Here is an 18,271-nt window from a genome sequence, read left to right as displayed (position 1 = left end):
AGGCGTTGCCGGCGGTGACGGTGCCGTCTTTGCGGAAGGCTGGCTTTAGTTTGGCGAGGGATTCGGCGGTGGTGTCGGCGCGTGGGTGCTCGTCTTCGGTGAGGTCGCCGGCGGGAATGATCTCGCGGCTAAGGGCGGTGCGGCTGGCGGCGACGCGGCTTTGGCTGAGGGCGGCGAAGGCGTCTTGTTCGGCGCGTGTGATGCTGTGTTTGTCGGCGATTCGTTCGGCGGTTTCGCCCATGCCGATTTTGAGCAGGGGGTCGGTGAGGCCATCGACGAACATGGCGTCTTGCATTGAGGAATCGCCGAGCTTTTTGCCGAAGCGCAGATCCATGGCGTAATGTGGGGCGCGACTCATCAGTTCCACACCACCGGCGAGTACGAGATCGTTTTCACCCGAGCGGATGGCATCGGCGGCGAGAGCTACGGCTTTGAGGGAGGAGCCGCAGGCCATGTTGATGGTGTAGGCGGGGAATTCTTGAGGGATGCCGAGCTTGAGGGCGATCTGACGTGCGACGTTCATGCCTGCGCCTGCCTGGAGAACCTGGCCAAGGATGACCTGCTGGATGTGGGCGCGCAGTTCTTGGGGAAGCATGGCATCGCCGAGGGCGTGGCCGAGTTCTGCGGCGGTGAGGGCTTTGAGGCCGCCGCCGAAGCGGCCGATGGGGGTGCGCTTGGCGTCGATGATGTAAACGGGTTTCATGTGATGATGGAAATGGTTTCGGCGAGCACGGGCTTGAACTGCATTTGATCAAGCACGTCGGTTTGTAGATTGAGTCCGGAGGCGATTTCGATGAGGCGCAGGCCCTGCGGCGTGAGTTCAAATACGGCGCGTTCGGTCACGTAGAGCACCTGCTGGCCTCGGGCGAGGGCAGATGGGCCGTGGAAGCAGACGTGCTGGATGTGATTGACAAATTTCGCGTTCTCTTTCGCCTTGAAGGTGCAGCAGAACACCAGTCGGCGCGCGCATTGGGCGATGTTGGCGAAACCGCCAACACCGGCGAAGCGCCCCGCGAAGCTGGTCACGTTCACGCTGCCTTCGGCGTCAATCTCGACAGCACCCAGCACGCCGATGTCGAGTCCGCCGCCGTCGTAGAAATCGAATTGCGATGGCTGGTCGATGATCGCCTCGGGGAAATGGCTGCAACCAAAGCTGAGGCCGGAGGCGGGTACGCCCCCGGTAGGGCCGCTTTCAACGGTGAGCGTGAATTCACTCAAACGCCCGGTTTCCGCCGCGACCATGGCCACCGCTTCCGGCAGGCCGATGCCGAGGTTCACGATGTCGCCACGGCGCACTTCGCGAAGGGCACGCGTGCCGATGCGTTTGCGTTCGCATTCCTTCATCGGGGGCAGGGTGAACGAGCCATCGCTGGTGACCACGAAGTCTTGGTTGAACACCTCGCTGAAGGTCTGGTCATGGTGGAGGCCGCCGGAGGGGACGATGTAATCCACGAGGATGCCGGGAATGCGGACGGACTTGGGATCGGGGATTTGATCGACGATGCTTTCGACTTGGGCGATGACGATGCCGCCGTGGTTTTTCGCCGCCTGCGCCATGGGCAGGACCTCGCTGATGATGCCTTCGCGGTCCATGCTCAGATTCCCGCGTGCATCGGCATACGTGGCGCGAATCAGCGCCACGTGGATCGGCATCGACTTATAGCGCAGCCAGATTTGGCCATCGAGTTCGATGCGTTCGACGAGGGGTTCGGTGGTGCGGGCGTTCATCATGCCGCCGCCGTTCACGGGGTCGATGAAGGTGTTGAGTCCGACCTGAGTGAAGAGGCCGGGGCGCTTGGCGGCGATTTCGCGTGTGAGCACGCTGAGGACTCCCTGGGGCAGATTGTACGCTTCGACTTCGTTGGCGAGTGCGAGTGCGCCGAGCTTTGGCGCGAGGTTCCAGTGGCCGCCGATGATGCGCTTGAGCAGGCCGCGATGGGCGAGGTGATTTAGGCCGCGCTCTGCCCGGTCTCCCTGACCGGCGCAGTAGTAGAGGGTGAGGTCGGTGGGGGTGCCGGTTTGCAGGAAGCGCCGTTCGAGGGCGAGCGTGAGCATCTCGGGATGACCGGAGCCGACGAAACCACTCACGGCGATGGTGGAGCCGCTGGGGATGGCGGCGATGGCTTCGTCAGCGGTGGCGATGAGGGCGGGGGCGCGCATGGGGTGGGGAGATGCGGGAGGGGCGCTAAGGAGGGGATGATTTAATCGGAGCCGATCCAATGAGGAAGCCAGAATGACGAAGCTCCAATGATGAAATGGTTCGGGAAGGAGGTTGTGCCGCAAGCCCGATGACTCCTTTGGCCTTTATTGAACCATCAACATTAGAAAACGGGTCTGTGTGCATGGCGCATCGAGTTTGCGGGGAGTGGGAGATGTGTGAGGGCGCAGCCTAGATCTGCCGCGCTGGATCTGGAAGAGCGGACGGGGCGGCGAGACAAACGCTGCTGGTGAGCGCGGCGCGCGAAGATGGCGCTGGCTTTGCTTCCCTGTAAGAACGTCATCACCCAGGGTCGCCTCGCTTAGGCTCGGCTGACCCTGGGCTGTATTACGCAGCCCCTTCAGGGCTGAAGACGCAGACTTGGTTTCAGTGAATCGTGGCATTATGTGTTCGTCCGCCGTTGATGCGCTTCGCTGTGCTCCTTTCAGCCTCTCCAGCCGCCGTTGATTTCGATGGTCTGGCCGGTGACGTAGGATGCGAGGGGTGAGCAGAGGAAGAGGACGACGTGGGCGACTTCTTCGGTGGTGCCGAAGCGGGCGAGGGGGACGTTTTTGATCATCTCGGCGCGGACGTTTTCGGGGATGGTGGCGGCCATGGCGGTGTCGATGACACCGGGTGCGATGGCGTTGGCACGTATCTGTTTGCGGGCGGCTTCGCGGCTGAGGACGCGCATCATGGCCTGCACGCCGGATTTGGCGGCGGCGTAGTTGGCCTGACCGAAGAAGCCCTGAATGGCGGCGATGCTGCCGAAGCTGACGATGGCACCGTGATCGCGCATGATTTCGAGGGCGTACTTGCAGCAGTAGAACACGCCGGAGAGGTTTACGTCGATGACTGCGTCCCATTCATCGAGACCCATTTTGGCGATGGTGCGGTCCTTGATGATGGCGGCATTGTTGATGAGGTAATCGAGTCCGCCATGACGTGCCTGAATGTCTCCCATCATGGTTTGGACTTGCTCGGGCTTGGCGACATCTGCTGCGATGATGCTGGCGCTGTCGGTGCGGAGGAGGTTGAGTTCGTCGGCGAGTGCTTGTGCGCTGAGGGTTGTGTCCGGGGTGCCGAGGTGATTGATGACAACCGTGGCACCTGCTTGATGGAACGTACGGGCGACTTGAGTGCCGATGCCCTGCGATGCGCCGGTGATGAGGGCGACTTTGCCTGTGAGGTCGATGGAGATCATGTGAGAGGTTTTAAAAGACGTCGGCTGTCACATCAAGCTTTCCTCTACAAGGAGGATCATTTGCTACGTCCGGCGGGCTGTGGCATAGGTGCAGGATCATGGTCAAAAAACTTCTCCATACCCGCTACCGGGTGAACGATCTCGACAAGACGATCAACTTTTACACGCAGGTGCTCGGGCTGAAGGAAGTGCGGCGGCACAAGTCACCGCGCGGGTCTGAGCTGGTCTTTCTGGAGACGCCGAACAGCGATGAACTGATTGAAATTTGCAGCTTTCCGGCGAGCGGGCAGGTGACGTTTTGCAGTGATTTGACGCATCTGGCGTTTGAGGTGGAGAGCATTGAAGAGTTTGCGAAACATGCTGCGGCGCTGGGTTATCCGCTCTCGGATGGACCGACGCCAAGTTCGAGCGGGGTATTTGCTTTCATTGACGCTCCTGAGGGTTATGAGATAGAACTGATCGAATACCGGAAATAATCTCGTAATACAACTCTATGGACTTTGACTGGATCGGCGCCGCTTTTGACCTCTCAATGCTTCCGCCCAAGGATATTGAGGAGTCGTTTGAGGATCCGTTTTCGATCAAACTGCTGCCGGACGGTCAGCAGGGGAGCGCGGAGGCGCGCTACTACAATCTGGGCAAGTCACTTCAGGGCAAGTCGGTGTTCAGTGTGTTCTGGACCGATGGCAAACGCTACCGCGTCATCTTCGCGCGGGTGATGACTCCGGGGGAGCATGAATTTTTTGAGCGCAAGAAGGCGGAGGAACTTTGATTTCAACTACCAATATCATGGAAACAGCCCCTGCCGATTTGAAGCCTGTCCGAGCCTGGAAAGACGTGCCAGCGTTTGATGGCGAGGAGGCCGAAGGAAATTACTGGGCCGCGCATCAACTCGATGCACGGCTGATGCAGGCGTCCATTCATCGCGCGGATGTGCGTGAGTCCACGACGATCACGCTGCGGTTTGATCCGCGCATGTTGAGCCGGATCAAGCGGGTGGCACGCCGCCGGTACCTGAACTACCAGAGCATGATCAAGCAGTGGCTGAGTGAGCGCATGGAGCAGGAGTTGAAGGATTGAGGCATAAAAACCCGCGCGCCCATGACCGAAGCGCGGGTGAAGGAATGGGGACGCGTTTTAGAGGGAGCTCTTGAGGGCTGCGGAGGGGACGAAGCGTACGGTCTTGGAGGCTTTGATTTCCACGGGCTCCTTGGTCTTGGGATTGCGGCCCATGCGTGCATTGCGGTTAACGGGCTTGAAGGTGCCGAAGCCGATGAGCTGCACGGGTTCCTTATTCACGCCTTTGGTGATGGCCTGGAGGACGGCGTCGAGAGCTTCAGAGGCGGCCCGTTTGGAGGTGTCTCCACCTAGAATTTCCTGCACGGCGTCGATGAGTTGAGCTTTGTTCATGGGCGTGTGTGTGATTCGTTGTTGGATTGCAGGCGAGTCCGTTGCAGAATGAACGAGATTCGGCGCTTTTTATGGCGCTTTCCGTTTCGTTCTACAATCATAAAATCTTTCTTCCTGCGATGGAAACACTCAAGAAATTCTTGCTTCCTGACTCGCAGCCTGCTGTGGCTGCTGGGGTCTTTATAGCGCCTGGAGCGATCGTGCTGGGCGCGGTGGAACTGCGGGAGGAGTCCAGCGTTTGGTACGGCTCGGTCCTACGGGGTGACATTAACCGCATCATCGTGGGTGCTCAGAGCAATGTGCAGGACGGCTGTGTGCTGCATGTGAGTGATGACTGCGCGTGTGTGCTGGGCGAACGCGTGACGGTGGGGCACCGCGCTGTGGTGCATGCCTGCACGGTGGGAGATGAGGTGCTGGTGGGGATGGGGGCGATCATTTTGGACGGTGCTCAGATCGGCGCGCGCAGCATCATTGCGGCGGGGGCTTTGGTGACTAAAAACACCGTGATCCCGGAGGGGTCGCTGGTGGTGGGCTCGCCGGCGCGGGTGGTGCGGGTGCTGTCTGTGGAGGAGCAGCAAGGCAATGCGAAGCTGGCGCTGAAGTATGTGGAGGTGTCGCGGCGCTACCTGGCGATGGGACTGGGAGGCGGGGTGGTGGAGATCCCTGGTGCATCGCTTTTAGGCGCATAAAAAGCCACTGTGCGTGTTGCCATTGGGCTGCGTGCGGTTTTTAATTGAGCTTAATGAACAATGACGTCATCGAAGTGCAGGTGCGTGCGGTGCTGCCGCTGGAGGGCAGCTTTGCTGTTTTCCTGGGCAATGAAACCAAGGTCTTCGTGATCTACATCGACGAGTCGGTGGGCACGGCGATTTCCATGTTCATGCGGGGTGTGTCCAAGGAGCGGCCGCTGACGCATGATCTGGTGGGGCATCTGCTGCTGGCGTTTGGCGCGCGGGTGGAGCGCGTGGTCATCAACAACATCAATGGCAGCGTGTTTCATGCACGGCTGATCATCTCGGCTGAGAACGAACTGCAAACGACGCGGAAGGTGATCGAACTGGATGCGCGCCCGAGCGACAGCATCGCCATGGCGGTGCAGCAAAGCGCGCCGATTTTTGTGGCCAAGAGCGTGTGGGATTCGGTGGAGGATGTGAGCGGCACGCTGGCCCAGATCGAAAAGAAAGGACTGGAGGTGCAGCAGGCTGCTGAAGCCGCTGAGGAGGAGGACCACGATGATGATGATGATGACGACATCGAGGACGTTGATGAGTTCAGCGATGAAGACATCAACACGATTGCTGGTATCGAGCCGGGCAAGGGGGAGGATGAATATGACGACGGCTTCGGCGGGGATGATGACGACGAAGAAGGCGAGGAGTGGAAGAAGGCGGACGGGTGAGGGGTGCGATCAGCGTCGCGTCAAAGCGGCGCGGAGTTGCATGGCTTCGCCGTGGCCGGGGTTGATTTTTAAGGTGCGATCGAGTGCGGCGAGGGCTTCGGGTCTGCGGTTTTGCTGGGCGAGGATGGTGGCGCGGGCGTAGGGGATGCCGGGGTCGCGGGGGTTGGCGAGTTCGCCGCGTTGCAGGGCATCGAGTGCGCCGGGGATGTCTCCCTGGCCGTTTTTGGCGAGGCCGAGATTGTACCAGGCGCGGGAGAGAGAGGGATCGAGGCGGGTGGCTTCCTGGAGGGATTGAATGACGGCGGGCATGTCGCCGGTTTCGCTGAGGGCGAGGCCGAGTTCGTAATGATAGTCGGCGTGATTGGGGGCTAGTTTGATGGTGTCGCGCAGCTTGGCGATGGCGAGCTGGGTCTGGCCGGTGGTGCTGTACATCATCGCTAGGTCGTGATGAAACGGCGGTGAGTTGGGATCCCAGCGAATGGCGGTTTCCATGTGCTGGATGGCGGCGGCAATGCTGCGGCGGGCGAACTCGAACTGGGCGAGCTGCATCTGACCGCTGGGCTGGTCGGCGTTCCAGTTGAGCATGTGCTGCAGGTCCTGGCCGGCGGCGGAGTCGAGATGGAGGCTTTCACGCAGTGCCCAGGCGGCGGAGACACGGACGCCGCGCACGGGGTCGTTGAGCAGGGGCTCGATGGCGGAGCGAATGGTGCCGCTTTGCAGCATGGGTTCGAGGGTGCGGATGGCGCTTGCGCGCACGAGCGGATGAGGGTGCTGCAATTGGGCGGTGACGGCGGTTTGCACTGCTGGCTGGTCAATCCAGCGGTCTAGAAGCAGTGTGGCGCTGGCTTTCCAGTGGGGGATTTCATCGCTGCTGAGGAGATCCACGAGGCCGGAGCGGGCTTCTTCATCGCCCTGACGTGCTTTGGCGATGAGCGTGGCGCGGGTGCGCGTTTTGCGCTCCATTTTGGGGCCCCACCATTTCTGGGTGGCTTCGAGGGCCCAGTCGGTGGTTTTGTCGGTGTGGCATTTGTTGCAGGCGTTCGGGACGTTGAACTGCTTGGTGAGGAGAGGGTCGGGGATGGTGAAGCCGTGGTCGTGGCGCGGGTGGCGCTGCATGTAAACTGTCTGCGGCATGTGGCAGTTGACGCATTGGTTTCCGGTGCTGGCGGTCTGGTGAAAGCTGTGGGCCTCCGGCATGATGGGGGGGGCATTGGGGAAGCCGCCGGGGGTGTGACAGCGCATGCAGAGCTGGTTGCCAGGCAGGAGGGTCTTCATGCTGTGCATGTCATGGCAGTCCATGCACCGCACGCCGGCGTTGTGCATGCGGCTGCTGAGGAAGCTGCTGAACTCGTAGTCTTCGCCGTGAATCTGGCCGTCGGGGTAAAAGGTGTCGCTTTGATCGGTGATGGTCAGGTGGTAGTGATCCCAGAAAGATTCGCCGGGGACGAAATCGCCGGTGACTTCGCCGCGCAGGGCGTGGCATCCGGCGCAGTTTTCGATGTGCTGGTCGCGGGTGAATTTCGTGAGGGTGGGATCGCCTTTGGCTCCGGGGTGGGCGTGCTGCCAGGTGTTGTGCGGCTTCATGGGGCCGTGGCAGGATTCGCAGCTCACGGACATCTCGGCCATGGTGGTTTGGTAGCTGTCGGTCTTGGCGTCGTAGTTTTTGCGGAGGCGGGTGTTGTGGCAGGTTGCACACATCTGGTTCCACACCATGCCACGACCGGTCCAGTGACCCCATTCGCCGGGTTTGCGGTCTTCATTGCCATAGACATTGAACCACTCGTTTTTCTTGGGATCGAGGCATGCTTCCATGGCCTGCAGGCGCCCCTTGCCGCCATCGACAAGGAACTGGCGCAGGGGATCGTGGCCGATGACGCGTTCGACGCGATAGGGGGTGATTTTGTTGCCGAAGCCGAGGGCGGTCAGTTCGTAGTTGCTGCCGTTTTTTCGGACTTCGGTCGTCTGAGTGCCGTGCTGGAAGGTGCGGGTGGGGACAAATCCCGGGTCGTCGAGTTTGGGGTCTGGTTTGCGTTCAGCGAGGCCGTGATGGGAGCCCTGCCATTTGGCGAACTGATCGGCGTGGCATTCGCGGCAGCTCTGGGAGCCTGCGTACTGGGCGAAGACCTTTTTTTCGTCCGGCAAGGCATACGGTTCAGCCTTCGCGAGGGAGACCACGACGGGGGTGGGCAGTGGCGTGTAATTTCTCTGGGGCCACAAGGCCCATGCGATCAAGCCCGCCACGCCTGCGGCAATGCCACCGATAAACAACCCGGCCTTCCACGATGATTCGGGAGGTGGTGGGGCAGGTGGGGTCTTTTTCTTCATGCGTACGCCAGACTAGGCGGACGCGACAACGGTGCAAGACGCGAGGAAGAATCAGAAATCGAGGTAGATTTCAGCGCGGCGATTGTGGCTGCGGCCTTCGGGGTCGTCGGTGCCGTCGGACTTTTTGTTCGGGCTGAGGGGCTGGGCTTTGCCAAGGCCGGAGGTTTCCACCTGTCCGGCAGGGACGCCGAGGACGGCGAGCTGCTTTTTCACTGCCTCCGCACGTCCATGTGAGAGGCGGATGTTGTAGTCATCTTCGCCTTTTTCGTCGGTGTGGCCGGCGATGCGCAGCTTCTTGGAGGGGTCGGCCTTCATCAGTGCGGAGATGACTTCGAGCTGCTTCAGCGCGCGGGGGTGGAGTTCAGCGCGGTCGTATTCAAAGTAGAGCGCGAGCGATTCGCCGCCTTTGGGGTTCTTCACGATGGGAGTGTAGGGAACGCCGAGTTTGGAGGCGCTCTTGGCAAAGGAGCCGAGGATGTCGGAGAGATTGAGCCCCACGATTTTCCATGGCTGGGCGATGTCTGCGCGTTTGAGTTCCACGCCGAATTCGGTGTTTTGCTGGAGGGACTCCGACTGAACCTGGGCAATGACCCAGGAGACTTCGGGGTTGGCAATGGTCACGATGAGGGGCTTGGCCGGATTCAGGGAATACTGACCTTCTTCAAATACGATGCAGAGGCCAAGGAGGCGCTCGACCGGCACTTTTGCATCATCCACAAAAGCGCGTGCGGCAGTGAAGTCGTGCTTCAAGAGGTGACGGACAAAATCGCTGGCAAAGGTCAGTGCGTCGGTGCCGTCTTCAACTGTGAAAAGCGGCTTCATGGATGTGGCTGCGGTGGGGGGGGCGGCGGAGGGCGGTGCAGGCGTGCCAGGTTTGCCTGGTGCAGGAGCTGCGGGCAGCGTGGCCGGCATGGCTGCGATGGCGCCGCTCATGGCTTTTGGGAGGGTGGCTTTGGCAACTTTCCAGCCCATTTTGTCGTCACGCTCCAGATCAAGCTGGACGCGTACGGATTCCTGCGAGCCTGGCATGAGAAAGGGGAGGGTGATGCGGGTGCGGTTCTCGACGAGACCGAGCAGTTCCACCTGATCCTCCGCCGCAGGTTTGTAGCCCATGGCGGCGAGTTTTTCAAAGAGCTTGGCGGCACTGTCTGACTGCCCCGCATCGGAGGCGGCGGCGAGCTTGCCAGCGGTGGCGAAATCTCCGGTGGTGAGGCTGCGCACCAACTGCCTGCCCAGATCAAGGGGGCGGGCAAAGGCAAAAGCGGGTGGTGCAGGCTTCGGGGGCTTTGGCGGGGGAGGCTGTGTGGCAGGAACTGCCGGTGCGTCTGCCTTGGCGGCTGAAGCGGTGGCGGCTGCCTTCTCTGCGATGGCGTCGTTTTGGGCCTGGATTTTCTTTTTGGTGAAGAGGAAGAAGATGGCGGTGCTGAGCACGAGCGCGGCAACGACGATGAGAACAGGTGCGAGACTGCCGCCGTAAACGGAGCGAGGAGGGGTGGAGCGGGACGGGAATTGCATGGCCGGGGGTAAGCTGTCCTAGAACAGCAGCAAAGATGCCACCACGGGTGGCGATGAATCAAGGTGTATTATGTGCTGCTGCCTGCTCAGCGTTTTTCTTCGGTTGCGTCCGTAGTTTGTCCGGCACGCATTTTGGCTTTCAGGCGTGACCAGAAGTCATCATCCTGGTTTGGGTCATCCTTGCTAGTATCGGAGCCGCCTCTGAAAGAGGGGATGTCCACACTGGAGGCGCGCGCGCCATCACTGTTGGTGTCCGCCAACGCCCGGCCATAGGGGGCGAAATTGTTCACGGGCACCGCGTATTTTTGCATGCTGGAAGGCAGGACGCGGCGCGCATTGATGAAGGCTGTCGGGCTGTAGTAATTGGAGGAATCGCGAGCGAACGAGGAGCGGTTCATGCCGATCTGGAGATTTTTGCGCACTTCGAAGTGCAAATGCACGGGGTACATGCCGTTGTTGCCCCCCATGGTGCCGACGATCTGGCCCTTCTCGACAAGGTCATGCAGATTTGCTTTGCGCTCATGCAGGTGGGCGTAGAGGGAGTCCACCATGGCGATTTTACCATCGGCTTCGCGGAAAATGTGGCGCACCAAGATGCAGTTTCCCCAGCCGTCACCGATGTTTTGTGAAAAAATCACCACACCACGGCCCATGGCGTAAATCGGTGCCCTGAGGTCGGAGTCGCCGCCGCCGTTGCCGTTCCAGTCCTCACCCAGATGGCCATTCGGCCAATAGCCGCGGGCTTTGTAAAAGCCTTCAGCGTCCGGCTTGCCCACGGGAAAATCAAAGCCATCCGCCAGGCGCAGGCGTATCGACGTGCCGGACTGAGCAGCGGCAGGCAGTGTCAGCAGCAGCGTGGCGCAGGCGCACACTACCGCTCGCCACCAAAGAAAATGGCGGTCGGACAACGTGGTGGATGAATGGGGGGCACTGGCTGGCATGCCGGAGGGAGGATGACGGTAGTCGAAAACGTTGCAAAGGCCAGTCTGAAAAACCATTGCGGAGGAAGAGATTGGCGGCTTGCTGTAAATTATCAGGTTCAATGCATCGAGTGAAGTGCAGGGGGCTTGCAAACTGCGCGGCCCGCCTGATTGTGCGGTGCTCTTTCCCTAATCCCTCCCTATTTACGCCATGCCCGACTGGCTTGCGATCATTCTCCTCGGCATCATTGAAGGTGTCACCGAATTCCTGCCCATCTCCTCCACCGGGCACCTTCTCATTCCACAAAATCTGCACTGGCTGCCGCAGAAAAGCGACTTGTTCAATGTGGTGATCCAAAGCGGTGCCGTACTGGCGGTGCTGGTTGTGTTTACGGAACGGTTGAAGCATCTGGCCACCACTTTAGGAGATGCCAGCACGCGAGATTACCTGGCTAAGCTGTTTGTGGCGTTCTTCATCACCGCCGTGGGTGGTTTGATGATCAAGAAGTTCGGAGTCAAGCTGCCGGAGACGATCCCGCCCGTGGCCTGGGCGACGTTGATTGGTGGTTTCATCATCCTCGTGCTGGAGTTTTTGCACAAGGGCAAGGAGGGAACGGCGGATATCACGTGGGCGGTCGTGGTCGCTGTGGCGCTGGCGCAGTTGCTGGCGGCGGTATTTCCCGGCACCTCGCGTTCTGGGGCGAGCATCCTGATGGCGCTGGCTTTTGGTGTGTCACGACCTGCGGCCACCGAGTTTTCGTTCCTGCTGGGCATTCCCACGTTGATGGCGGCCGGGGCGTATAAAATCCTCTCAGCGATCAAGGATGGTGAGGCGGGGCAGGAAGACTGGGGCATGGTCGTTCTTGGTACGGTGGTGTCTGCCGTGTTTGCCTTCATCGTGGTGAAGTGGCTCATTCGTTTTGTGCAGGGGCACACGTTCAACGGTTTCGCCTGGTATCGTATCGCGCTCGGCAGTGCGTTGCTGATGTGGGTTTATAATGGGGGAGGAAACTGATCATGATCGCTTTCGCCCGGGGCTGGTTTCGCCGTTCGGTGTTCAAGACCATCCGCTTCCTCAAGCATCCGCGCAAACTGCGGCAAAGTCCTACGCGGCGGTGGTTTGCCCGGCACTTCCTCGACAAGCGGGTGTGGAAGCCCACACAGCATACGCTCTCTGGCGGCATGGCTGTGGGGATGTTTATCACCTTGCAACTGCTGCCCATCCAGATGCCTTCCGCCGTCATCCTGGCCGCCATTTTCCGGGTAAACATCCCCATCGCCCTCGCCATGTGCTGGTTGAGCAATCCTGTCACGGGGCCGTTCCTGGCCTGGCTGGAGTACACCATCGGCAAATGGGTGCTGGCTCTGTACACCACGGTGCCCACCTCGCCGTTTCCCAAGCATCTGCCCGAGTCGATGGTGGAAGCCTGGATCGTGCTCAAGGAGCATGCGCCAGTGATGCTGGTGGGCGGCATCATCCTCGGGGCGGTGGCCTCACTCGTCAGCTACGTCGCCACTTGGAGTTGCTGGGAAATTGGTTCTCGGATGGAGGTGGCCAAGAAATTGCGAGGGGTGAAGGCGGTCGCTGTTTGATGCGCAGAGGTGTGGATGAACCGCTTTTGAATGTGATCAGGCACAAAAAACCTTGTTCCTGTCCATGCTTTGCGTTCTCATCTGGCCATACACATTCAAAAAATGACCGAAGCTGAACGCAGGATCATCGCCGCCCAAGGCTACGTGGAGCTGGGTCTCTTTGACGAGGCTCGGGTGGAATTGTCTCCGCTGCCGGCGGAAATGCACAACCGGGTGGATGTGATCGAGATCACCCTGCTGTGCCTGATGAGCGGGCACCGGTGGGCCGAGGCGCTGGCGCTGGCCCTGAGGCTTTGTTCCGAGGAGCCGATGGAACCCGGCGGCTTCATTCATGCGGCTTTCTGTCTGCATGAACTCGGGCGTACCCTGGAGGCGGTGGATATGCTTTCGCGTGGCCCCGCCACCCTGAGGGCCAAGCCGGTCTATTATTACAATATGGGCTGCTACCATGCCTGCCTCGGTCACGTGGACAAATCACTGACCTATTTGCAGCGGGCGTTCGAGATGGATGGTGAGCTGCGCCAGCATGCCAAAAAAGACCGCGATCTCGATGGTTTACGGGCCCAATTGGAGTCCCATCACGCATGAGTTTTCCCGGCAGTCCTGACAGTCTCCATGCCGTTCGTGCGTTCTTCGAGGAGAGCTTCAGTACTCGCGGGGAGTTGGGGGCTTCGGTTTCCATCTGGCAGCATGGGCGGGAGGTGCTGAACCTCGCGCAAGGTCATCGTGACAGGACACACAGTCGTGAGTGGGACCACGACACGCTCGTTCCCGTCTGGTCTGCCACCAAAGGGCCAGCTGCGGTGTGCTGCCTGCTCGCGCTCGAAGAGGCGGGCATCCCTTTGGAATCCCCTGTGGCGGACGTGTGGCCGGATTTTGTCGGTGGGGGAAAATCCAACGTTACCTTGATCCAGCTGCTCTCGCATACCGCTGGCTTGTGCGCTTTGGATGAACGCGCGCCCATCGACAACTATGATGCCGTGATTCAGGCGCTGGAACATCAGCAGCCCTTGTGGGAGCCTGGTACGAGGCAGGGCTACCACGCGCGGACCTTCGGGTTTTTGATGGATGAAATCGTGAGGCGTCTCACGGAGGCGGAATCGCTTGGTGAGTATTTTCATGAGGTTTTTGGCCGTCCGATGGGGCTCGATTTCTGGATCGGGCTGCCCAGCGCGCAGTGGGATCGCGTGTCGCCGGTGTATCCGGGGAAGATGAGCATTGGGAACAGCGAGCAGCCTTTCATCAAAGCCTTCAACACGGGAGGCACGCTGACGCAGCGTACCTTCACCTCGCCTTTCGGCCTGAACGCCGTCAGTGATTTCAATCAAAGTGAAATGTGGTCGCGCGGCTATGCAAGCATGGGTGGGGTGGGCAATGCGAAGGGGCTCGGCCAATTTTACGCGATGCTGGCGCAAGGCGGAATTTGGAACGGTGCGCAGATGGTGCCTGAAACGGTGGTGCGCCGGCTCGAGCAGACGCTCACGCAGGAGAGCGATGCCGTGCTGCAGACTCCCATCGCTTTTTCCACTGGCATGATGCAGGACCCCTTGAACGAGGACGCTGAGTCTGAGGGGGGCAAACTGCGTCAGCTCTATGGCCCGAGCCGACGTGCCTATGGGCACCCTGGCGCGGGTGGCAGCGTTGCTTTTGCGGATCCTGAGAATGGGATCAGTTTTGCCTACACGATGAACCAGATGGAAATTGGAGCGTTGCCGGGTGAGCGTGCGCTGGGGCTGGTGCGGGCGTTGTACGGTGGGTGATTCAACTTACAGGCTTAGCTTTTCATCCAAGCTTAGGAGCGTGCGCTCTTCGGGGCTGTCATTCGGAGATGTCGTGTTTTCCTTCCTGAATAACGATGGGCTTCATGCCGCTGGCGGTGATTTTGTTGGCCTTCACGATCTGGGCTTCTCCGGAGATGATGATGCCGTTCTTGCCGGGGGCGATGATTTCATTTTGGGCAACGGTGTTGCCTTTCGTGCCAGTGGCGATCCGCACGGCGTTTCCATGCATGTGATCAAACAGGTTCTTCACGATGATATTGCCCTCGTTCAGGCCGGGCTGTTTGCACCAGCGCCAGAGATTGATGCCGGTGCCGCATTCGCGGAATTCATTGCCGGCGACGAGGCAGTCGTTGGCGTCATTCAATTCCACGCCGATGTGGCAACGGGCGATGTGGTTGTGCGTGGCGATGGACTTCGTGGTGAAGTGGTCGAAGTCGATTGCTTCATCGGCGGTGTCACGAATGGTGCAGTCGTCGATCTCGGCTCCCTCCACTGAATACAAGGCGATACCGCGACCGTGGCAGTTCTGGATGAAGCAGCGTGAGATGCTCAGCTTCTTCACCTTGGGTCCCGTGGGGCCTTTTTCGTAGCTGTAGGTTCCGGAGGCAAATACGGCGCAGAGCTGCGCGTGGCCGTGAATCGGTGGATCGCCCGGCACGCGGCCCCCATCGAGTGTGAGCTTTTCAATGCGGACGTCTTCGCTGGCTCCGCGAATTTCGATGAGGTTGGGCGCGTCTTCGTGGCGGATCATGGTGTCAGCGGGAATGGGGAACTTCAGCGGTGCTTCGAGTTGGATTGACTCATTATTGACCGCTTTCACGATGGCGAGATGATAGGGCTTGGGCTTCTTGGTGAAGCTGTCGAGCTCGCCATCGGCCTCGATCTTCAAACGCATGCCTGGCTTGAAGCCGCGCTGGTTTTTCACCGGGATGGTTGTTGCGCCTGCAGCGGTAGCACCTGACGCGAGGGCATAGGCTACGGGGGGAAGTTTCAGTACGGTTTCTTCGGCATCGAGACCGATGATGCGCAGTTTTTTGGCGTTTTTTACTGTGAGGCCACGCTCGATGAGATGCACGCCGGGGGGGATAACGACTTCACCGCCGCCGGCTATGATCGCTTCATCGATGTAGCGCTGAAGCTCAGCTTCAGGGAGCGCCCGCGCAGACTGGAGGGCGGCGAAAAACAGAACAAGCAGGGTGAAAAATTTCATGGCATGGGAAAGACGGTGCGAGCAGAGTGAAACTCGCTTTTTTCGCCTGTTTTCATTGTTGGCTGTTCTGCTCATGAAGTTTCTTTCACGCCCTGGTTTTTATATCATTCTCCTGCTCATCGCGGCGATGCTGCTGCTGACGCTGTGGCTGCAATGGAAGCTTGATTCGCTGCCGAAACCCAATGCGAAACAAGAAACGGCTTCCGCTGCCGTTTCCCATTGACGATGAAGCCGCTCTTTTTTCTGCTCGCCCTGACACTGACGGTGCATGCGCGCCAGCCCAATGTCATTTTCATCATGGCTGACGATCTCGGTCCCGGGGATCTAGGGTGCTACGGGCAGAAGATCATCAAGACGCCCAGCATTGACCGCATGGCGGCTGAGGGCATGCTTTTCACCCAGCATTACAGTGGCAACGCGGTGTGCGCGCCGTCGCGCTGTGTTTTGATGAGCGGCTTGCACCCAGGGCATGCTTTCATTCGTGACAACAGGCAGGCGGATGATGCCAAGGGCATGCCGAAGATGGGCCAACCTGAACACGAAGGCCAGTTTCCCATTCCTGCCGACACGATCCTCATCCCGGAAGTTATGAGGCCGCTTGGCTATGCCACGGGTGGTTTCGGCAAGTGGGGGCTGGGTGGTCCGGGCTCCACCGGAGAGCCTATGAAGCATGGCTTTGACCGCTGGTTTGGCTACAACTGTCAGGGGGTGGCGCACAATTATTATCCGACGTACTTGTGGGACAACTACCGCACCCTCGAGCTCAAGAACCCGCCGTTTCTCTCCAATGACAAGCTCAGGCCCGACGAAGACCCGTCGAAGCCGGAGAGCTATGAGCGCTTTATGGGCAGCGAATACTCTGCGGATCTCATCGCGGAAGAGGCGCTGAAATTTGCGCGCGAAAACAAGGACAAGCCGTTCTTCCTCTACTGGCCCACCACGGTGCCGCACGTGGCTCTGCAGGTGCCAGATGACTCCCTGAAGGAATACTTGGGCAAGTTTGATGATCCGCCGTATCCGGGTGGCAATGGCTACCTGCCGCACTTCAAACCGAAGGCGGCGTATGCGGCGATGATCACGCGAATGGATCGCGAGATTGGCCGGATGGTGGCGCTGATCACCGAACTGGGTCTGGATGACGACACGGTATTTGTTTTCGTCAGCGACAACGGCCCCCTGACCGGCACGCATCAAGGGCTTGCTGGCACCGACTGTGATTTCTTCAACTCCAACGAAAGCCGGCGCGACGGCAAAGGTACGCTCTATGATGGCGGATTCCGCTCGCCCTGCGTGGTGCGCTGGCGGGGTAGGATCAAGGCGGGAACGACGAGCGACCGCATCACGGGATTTGAGGACTGGATGCCGACGCTGCTCGAACTGGTGGGCTCGAAGGGCAAAACGCCGCGCACGGACGGCATCAGTTTCGCGCCGACACTGCTGGGTGAAAAGCAGCCTGCACGAGAGTTTCTCTACCGCGAATTTCATGGTTACGGTGGCCAGCAGATGCTGCGCATGGGCGACTGGAAACTCGTGCGCCGGAATCTGACCCCGAAAGGGAAGGGCAAGGCGAAAGCCGCTGCCGCGACCGAGGAGCTTTTTAACATTGCTGCTGATCCCGCTGAGACGAAGGATGTTGCTGCGGAGCATCCTGATCTTGTTGCCAAGATGAAGGCGATCATGGCCGGGCAGCATGCGCCCAGCGCGGACTTTCCGATTATGGTGCTAGATCGGTGACCGATTTAGACGGAATCGCTGGGCAGCTCATTTGATCCCAAACTATTCATAATCGATACTAAGTATTATTGCCGATGATTTCGTGGGGGAGTTGTGCCGCCGTGATGTCGGGCGCTATCAATCCTGCGATAGTTTAGGCGGGTTGACGGGGGGATACTTTGACAAGACCGGTTGTGGGTGACTTTTATCCTTGCCTTCAGGTAAGGCTATATCTTATTTTTCAAATAAAAATTAATTCATTGTACGAATTTCGGACAATGAAAAACAACCGTCGTGATTTTTCAATCAATGTGTAGAAGCCAAGAGAAAGTATTAATTGTGTGTGGCGGTTTGGTTTACCTGACAATTGAGCCTGGCTCCGCGTCAGGATGTGCTTCTTCACGAATCTCAAGAGGCGGATGCTCTTAAGCGGGGAGTGGATCGTGGTTGTGGTTTCTACGGTTTTTTTAAATTTTAAGAATAATGCAATGAGAATATTTGTTACGACTCGATCCATGAAAACCGTTCCTGATGGTGGTGGGGCCAAATTTTTTTCCGGGGCTTCCACGGCACGCCACAGGTGCCGCGTGGGGGTGCTGTCTCTGATGGTGGCAGTGGCGGGCCTCTGTGAGGTGGGGTCAGGATTGCAGGCGGCGACATTGACTTGGGACAAGGTCACTGGGGATGGTGGTGCCATCACGGGTGGGACAGGGACTTGGACGGATGGATTGGGCAACTGGAACACTGGCAGTGGGGACACGATCTGGAGCAGCGCGACGCCGGATTCCGCTATCTTCGGCGGGACGGCGGGTACGGTGACGCTGGGGGGAGCGGTGACGGTGGGGAACATGGTGTTCAACTCGGGCTACATTCTGGCGGGCGGTGGCAATCCACTGACTCTTTCGAATTCGACGATCACTGCGAATACAACGGCGACGATCAGTGCTGCTCTCGGTGGCAGCACTGGATTGATCAAGGACGGTGCAGCTACGCTGACGCTCTCC

The 18,271-nt window shown here is 59.5% G+C and carries 19 protein-coding genes and 1 pseudogene; 12 read left to right on the top strand and 8 right to left on the bottom strand.

Features of this window, described 5'->3' with window-relative positions:
• The 3 genes from PSV43_RS20145 to PSV43_RS20135 form a co-directional block, all read right to left on the bottom strand.
• Positions 1–703: beta-ketoacyl synthase N-terminal-like domain-containing protein (locus PSV43_RS20145; protein WP_300201773.1), on the bottom strand; the 703-nt coding region annotated here is incomplete at its 3' end.
• The gene (locus PSV43_RS20140) at positions 700–2,160 is read right to left on the bottom strand and encodes a malonate decarboxylase subunit alpha (protein WP_300201770.1); all 1,461 of its coding nucleotides are present in this window, start codon (positions 2,158–2,160) and stop codon (positions 700–702) included. The genes PSV43_RS20140 and PSV43_RS20145, both read right to left, overlap by 4 nt.
• 482 nt (positions 2,161–2,642) lie before the next feature.
• Entirely contained in the window at positions 2,643–3,401 is a 759-nt protein-coding gene (locus PSV43_RS20135; protein ID WP_300201767.1) for an SDR family NAD(P)-dependent oxidoreductase, read from the bottom strand.
• 98 nt (positions 3,402–3,499) lie between these two features.
• On the opposite strand from PSV43_RS20135, the gene PSV43_RS20130 reads away from it, so the two are divergent.
• The 3 genes from PSV43_RS20130 to PSV43_RS20120 are packed head-to-tail and all read left to right on the top strand — an operon-like array spanning position 3,500 to position 4,481.
• Entirely contained in the window at positions 3,500–3,877 is a 378-nt protein-coding gene (locus PSV43_RS20130) for a VOC family protein (RefSeq protein WP_300201764.1), read from the top strand.
• Positions 3,878–3,894: 17 nt separating this feature from the next.
• A complete protein-coding gene (locus PSV43_RS20125; RefSeq protein WP_300201761.1) occupies positions 3,895–4,173 on the top strand; it encodes a BrnT family toxin in 279 nt (92 codons plus the stop codon).
• 17 nt (positions 4,174–4,190) lie between these two features.
• Positions 4,191–4,481, top strand: a complete 291-nt coding sequence (locus tag PSV43_RS20120; protein ID WP_300201759.1) for a CopG family antitoxin — start codon at positions 4,191–4,193, stop codon at positions 4,479–4,481.
• A gap of 57 nt (positions 4,482–4,538) precedes the next feature.
• On the opposite strand, the gene PSV43_RS20115 is transcribed toward PSV43_RS20120, so the two are convergent.
• Positions 4,539–4,811 carry an HU family DNA-binding protein gene (locus PSV43_RS20115; RefSeq protein ID WP_300201756.1) on the bottom strand — a complete coding sequence of 91 codons (273 nt, stop codon included), beginning with the start codon at positions 4,809–4,811 and terminating at the stop codon, positions 4,539–4,541.
• Between the two features lie 71 nt (positions 4,812–4,882).
• Between PSV43_RS20115 and PSV43_RS20110 the strand changes: the two genes are divergently transcribed.
• Both PSV43_RS20110 and PSV43_RS20105 read left to right on the top strand, forming a co-directional pair.
• Positions 4,883–5,500, top strand: a complete 618-nt coding sequence (locus tag PSV43_RS20110; protein ID WP_300201754.1) for a gamma carbonic anhydrase family protein — start codon at positions 4,883–4,885, stop codon at positions 5,498–5,500.
• Positions 5,501–5,553: 53 nt separating this feature from the next.
• On the top strand, positions 5,554–6,210 hold the full coding sequence (locus PSV43_RS20105; RefSeq protein WP_300201751.1) for a bifunctional nuclease family protein: 657 nt from the start codon (positions 5,554–5,556) through the stop codon (positions 6,208–6,210).
• Between the two features lie 9 nt (positions 6,211–6,219).
• Here the strand turns inward: PSV43_RS20105 and PSV43_RS20100 are convergent, their stop codons facing one another.
• From PSV43_RS20100 to PSV43_RS20090, 3 genes are all read right to left on the bottom strand, one after another.
• Positions 6,220–8,535 (bottom strand): tetratricopeptide repeat protein, encoded by a 2,316-nt coding sequence (locus tag PSV43_RS20100; RefSeq protein WP_300201748.1) that lies wholly within the window; start codon positions 8,533–8,535, stop codon positions 6,220–6,222.
• 51 nt (positions 8,536–8,586) lie between these two features.
• Positions 8,587–10,050 (bottom strand): OmpA family protein, encoded by a 1,464-nt coding sequence (locus tag PSV43_RS20095; RefSeq protein WP_300201746.1) that lies wholly within the window; start codon positions 10,048–10,050, stop codon positions 8,587–8,589.
• An 86-nt stretch (positions 10,051–10,136) separates the two neighbouring features.
• Positions 10,137–10,991, bottom strand: coding sequence for a M23 family metallopeptidase (locus PSV43_RS20090; protein WP_300201743.1), 855 nt, complete (start codon positions 10,989–10,991; stop codon positions 10,137–10,139).
• A 190-nt stretch (positions 10,992–11,181) separates the two neighbouring features.
• Between PSV43_RS20090 and PSV43_RS20085 the strand changes: the two genes are divergently transcribed.
• From PSV43_RS20085 to PSV43_RS20070, 4 genes are all read left to right on the top strand, one after another.
• Positions 11,182–11,985: an undecaprenyl-diphosphate phosphatase gene (locus PSV43_RS20085; RefSeq protein WP_300201740.1), complete on the top strand. Its 804-nt coding sequence runs from the start codon at positions 11,182–11,184 to the stop codon at positions 11,983–11,985.
• A gap of 2 nt (positions 11,986–11,987) precedes the next feature.
• Positions 11,988–12,563, top strand: coding sequence for a DUF2062 domain-containing protein (locus tag PSV43_RS20080; RefSeq protein ID WP_300201737.1), 576 nt, complete (start codon positions 11,988–11,990; stop codon positions 12,561–12,563).
• A gap of 102 nt (positions 12,564–12,665) precedes the next feature.
• Positions 12,666–13,151 carry a hypothetical protein gene (locus PSV43_RS20075; protein ID WP_300201735.1) on the top strand — a complete coding sequence of 162 codons (486 nt, stop codon included), beginning with the start codon at positions 12,666–12,668 and terminating at the stop codon, positions 13,149–13,151.
• On the top strand, positions 13,148–14,323 hold the full coding sequence (locus tag PSV43_RS20070; protein WP_300201731.1) for a serine hydrolase domain-containing protein: 1,176 nt from the start codon (positions 13,148–13,150) through the stop codon (positions 14,321–14,323). The genes PSV43_RS20075 and PSV43_RS20070 overlap by 4 nt, the downstream gene beginning before the upstream one ends.
• A gap of 58 nt (positions 14,324–14,381) precedes the next feature.
• On the opposite strand, the gene PSV43_RS20065 is transcribed toward PSV43_RS20070, so the two are convergent.
• Positions 14,382–15,554, bottom strand: a complete 1,173-nt coding sequence (locus PSV43_RS20065) for a right-handed parallel beta-helix repeat-containing protein (RefSeq protein ID WP_300201728.1) — start codon at positions 15,552–15,554, stop codon at positions 14,382–14,384.
• 73 nt (positions 15,555–15,627) lie between these two features.
• Between PSV43_RS20065 and PSV43_RS20060 the strand changes: the two genes are divergently transcribed.
• The 3 genes and pseudogenes from PSV43_RS20060 to PSV43_RS20050 all read left to right on the top strand — a co-directional run.
• Complete coding sequence (locus PSV43_RS20060; RefSeq protein WP_300201726.1) at positions 15,628–15,777, top strand: hypothetical protein; 150 nt, start codon at positions 15,628–15,630, stop codon at positions 15,775–15,777.
• 2 nt (positions 15,778–15,779) lie between these two features.
• Entirely contained in the window at positions 15,780–17,288 is a 1,509-nt protein-coding gene (locus tag PSV43_RS20055) for an arylsulfatase (protein ID WP_300201723.1), read from the top strand.
• Between the two features lie 494 nt (positions 17,289–17,782).
• A pseudogene (locus tag PSV43_RS20050) lies at positions 17,783–18,271 on the top strand (hypothetical protein); the annotation flags it as partial.

The sequence above is a fragment of the Prosthecobacter sp. genome, from assembly GCF_029946185.1.
In the GTDB taxonomy this organism is placed as follows: Bacteria; Verrucomicrobiota; Verrucomicrobiia; order Verrucomicrobiales; family Verrucomicrobiaceae; genus Prosthecobacter.
This window is presented reverse-complemented; position numbering and strand designations above follow the sequence as displayed.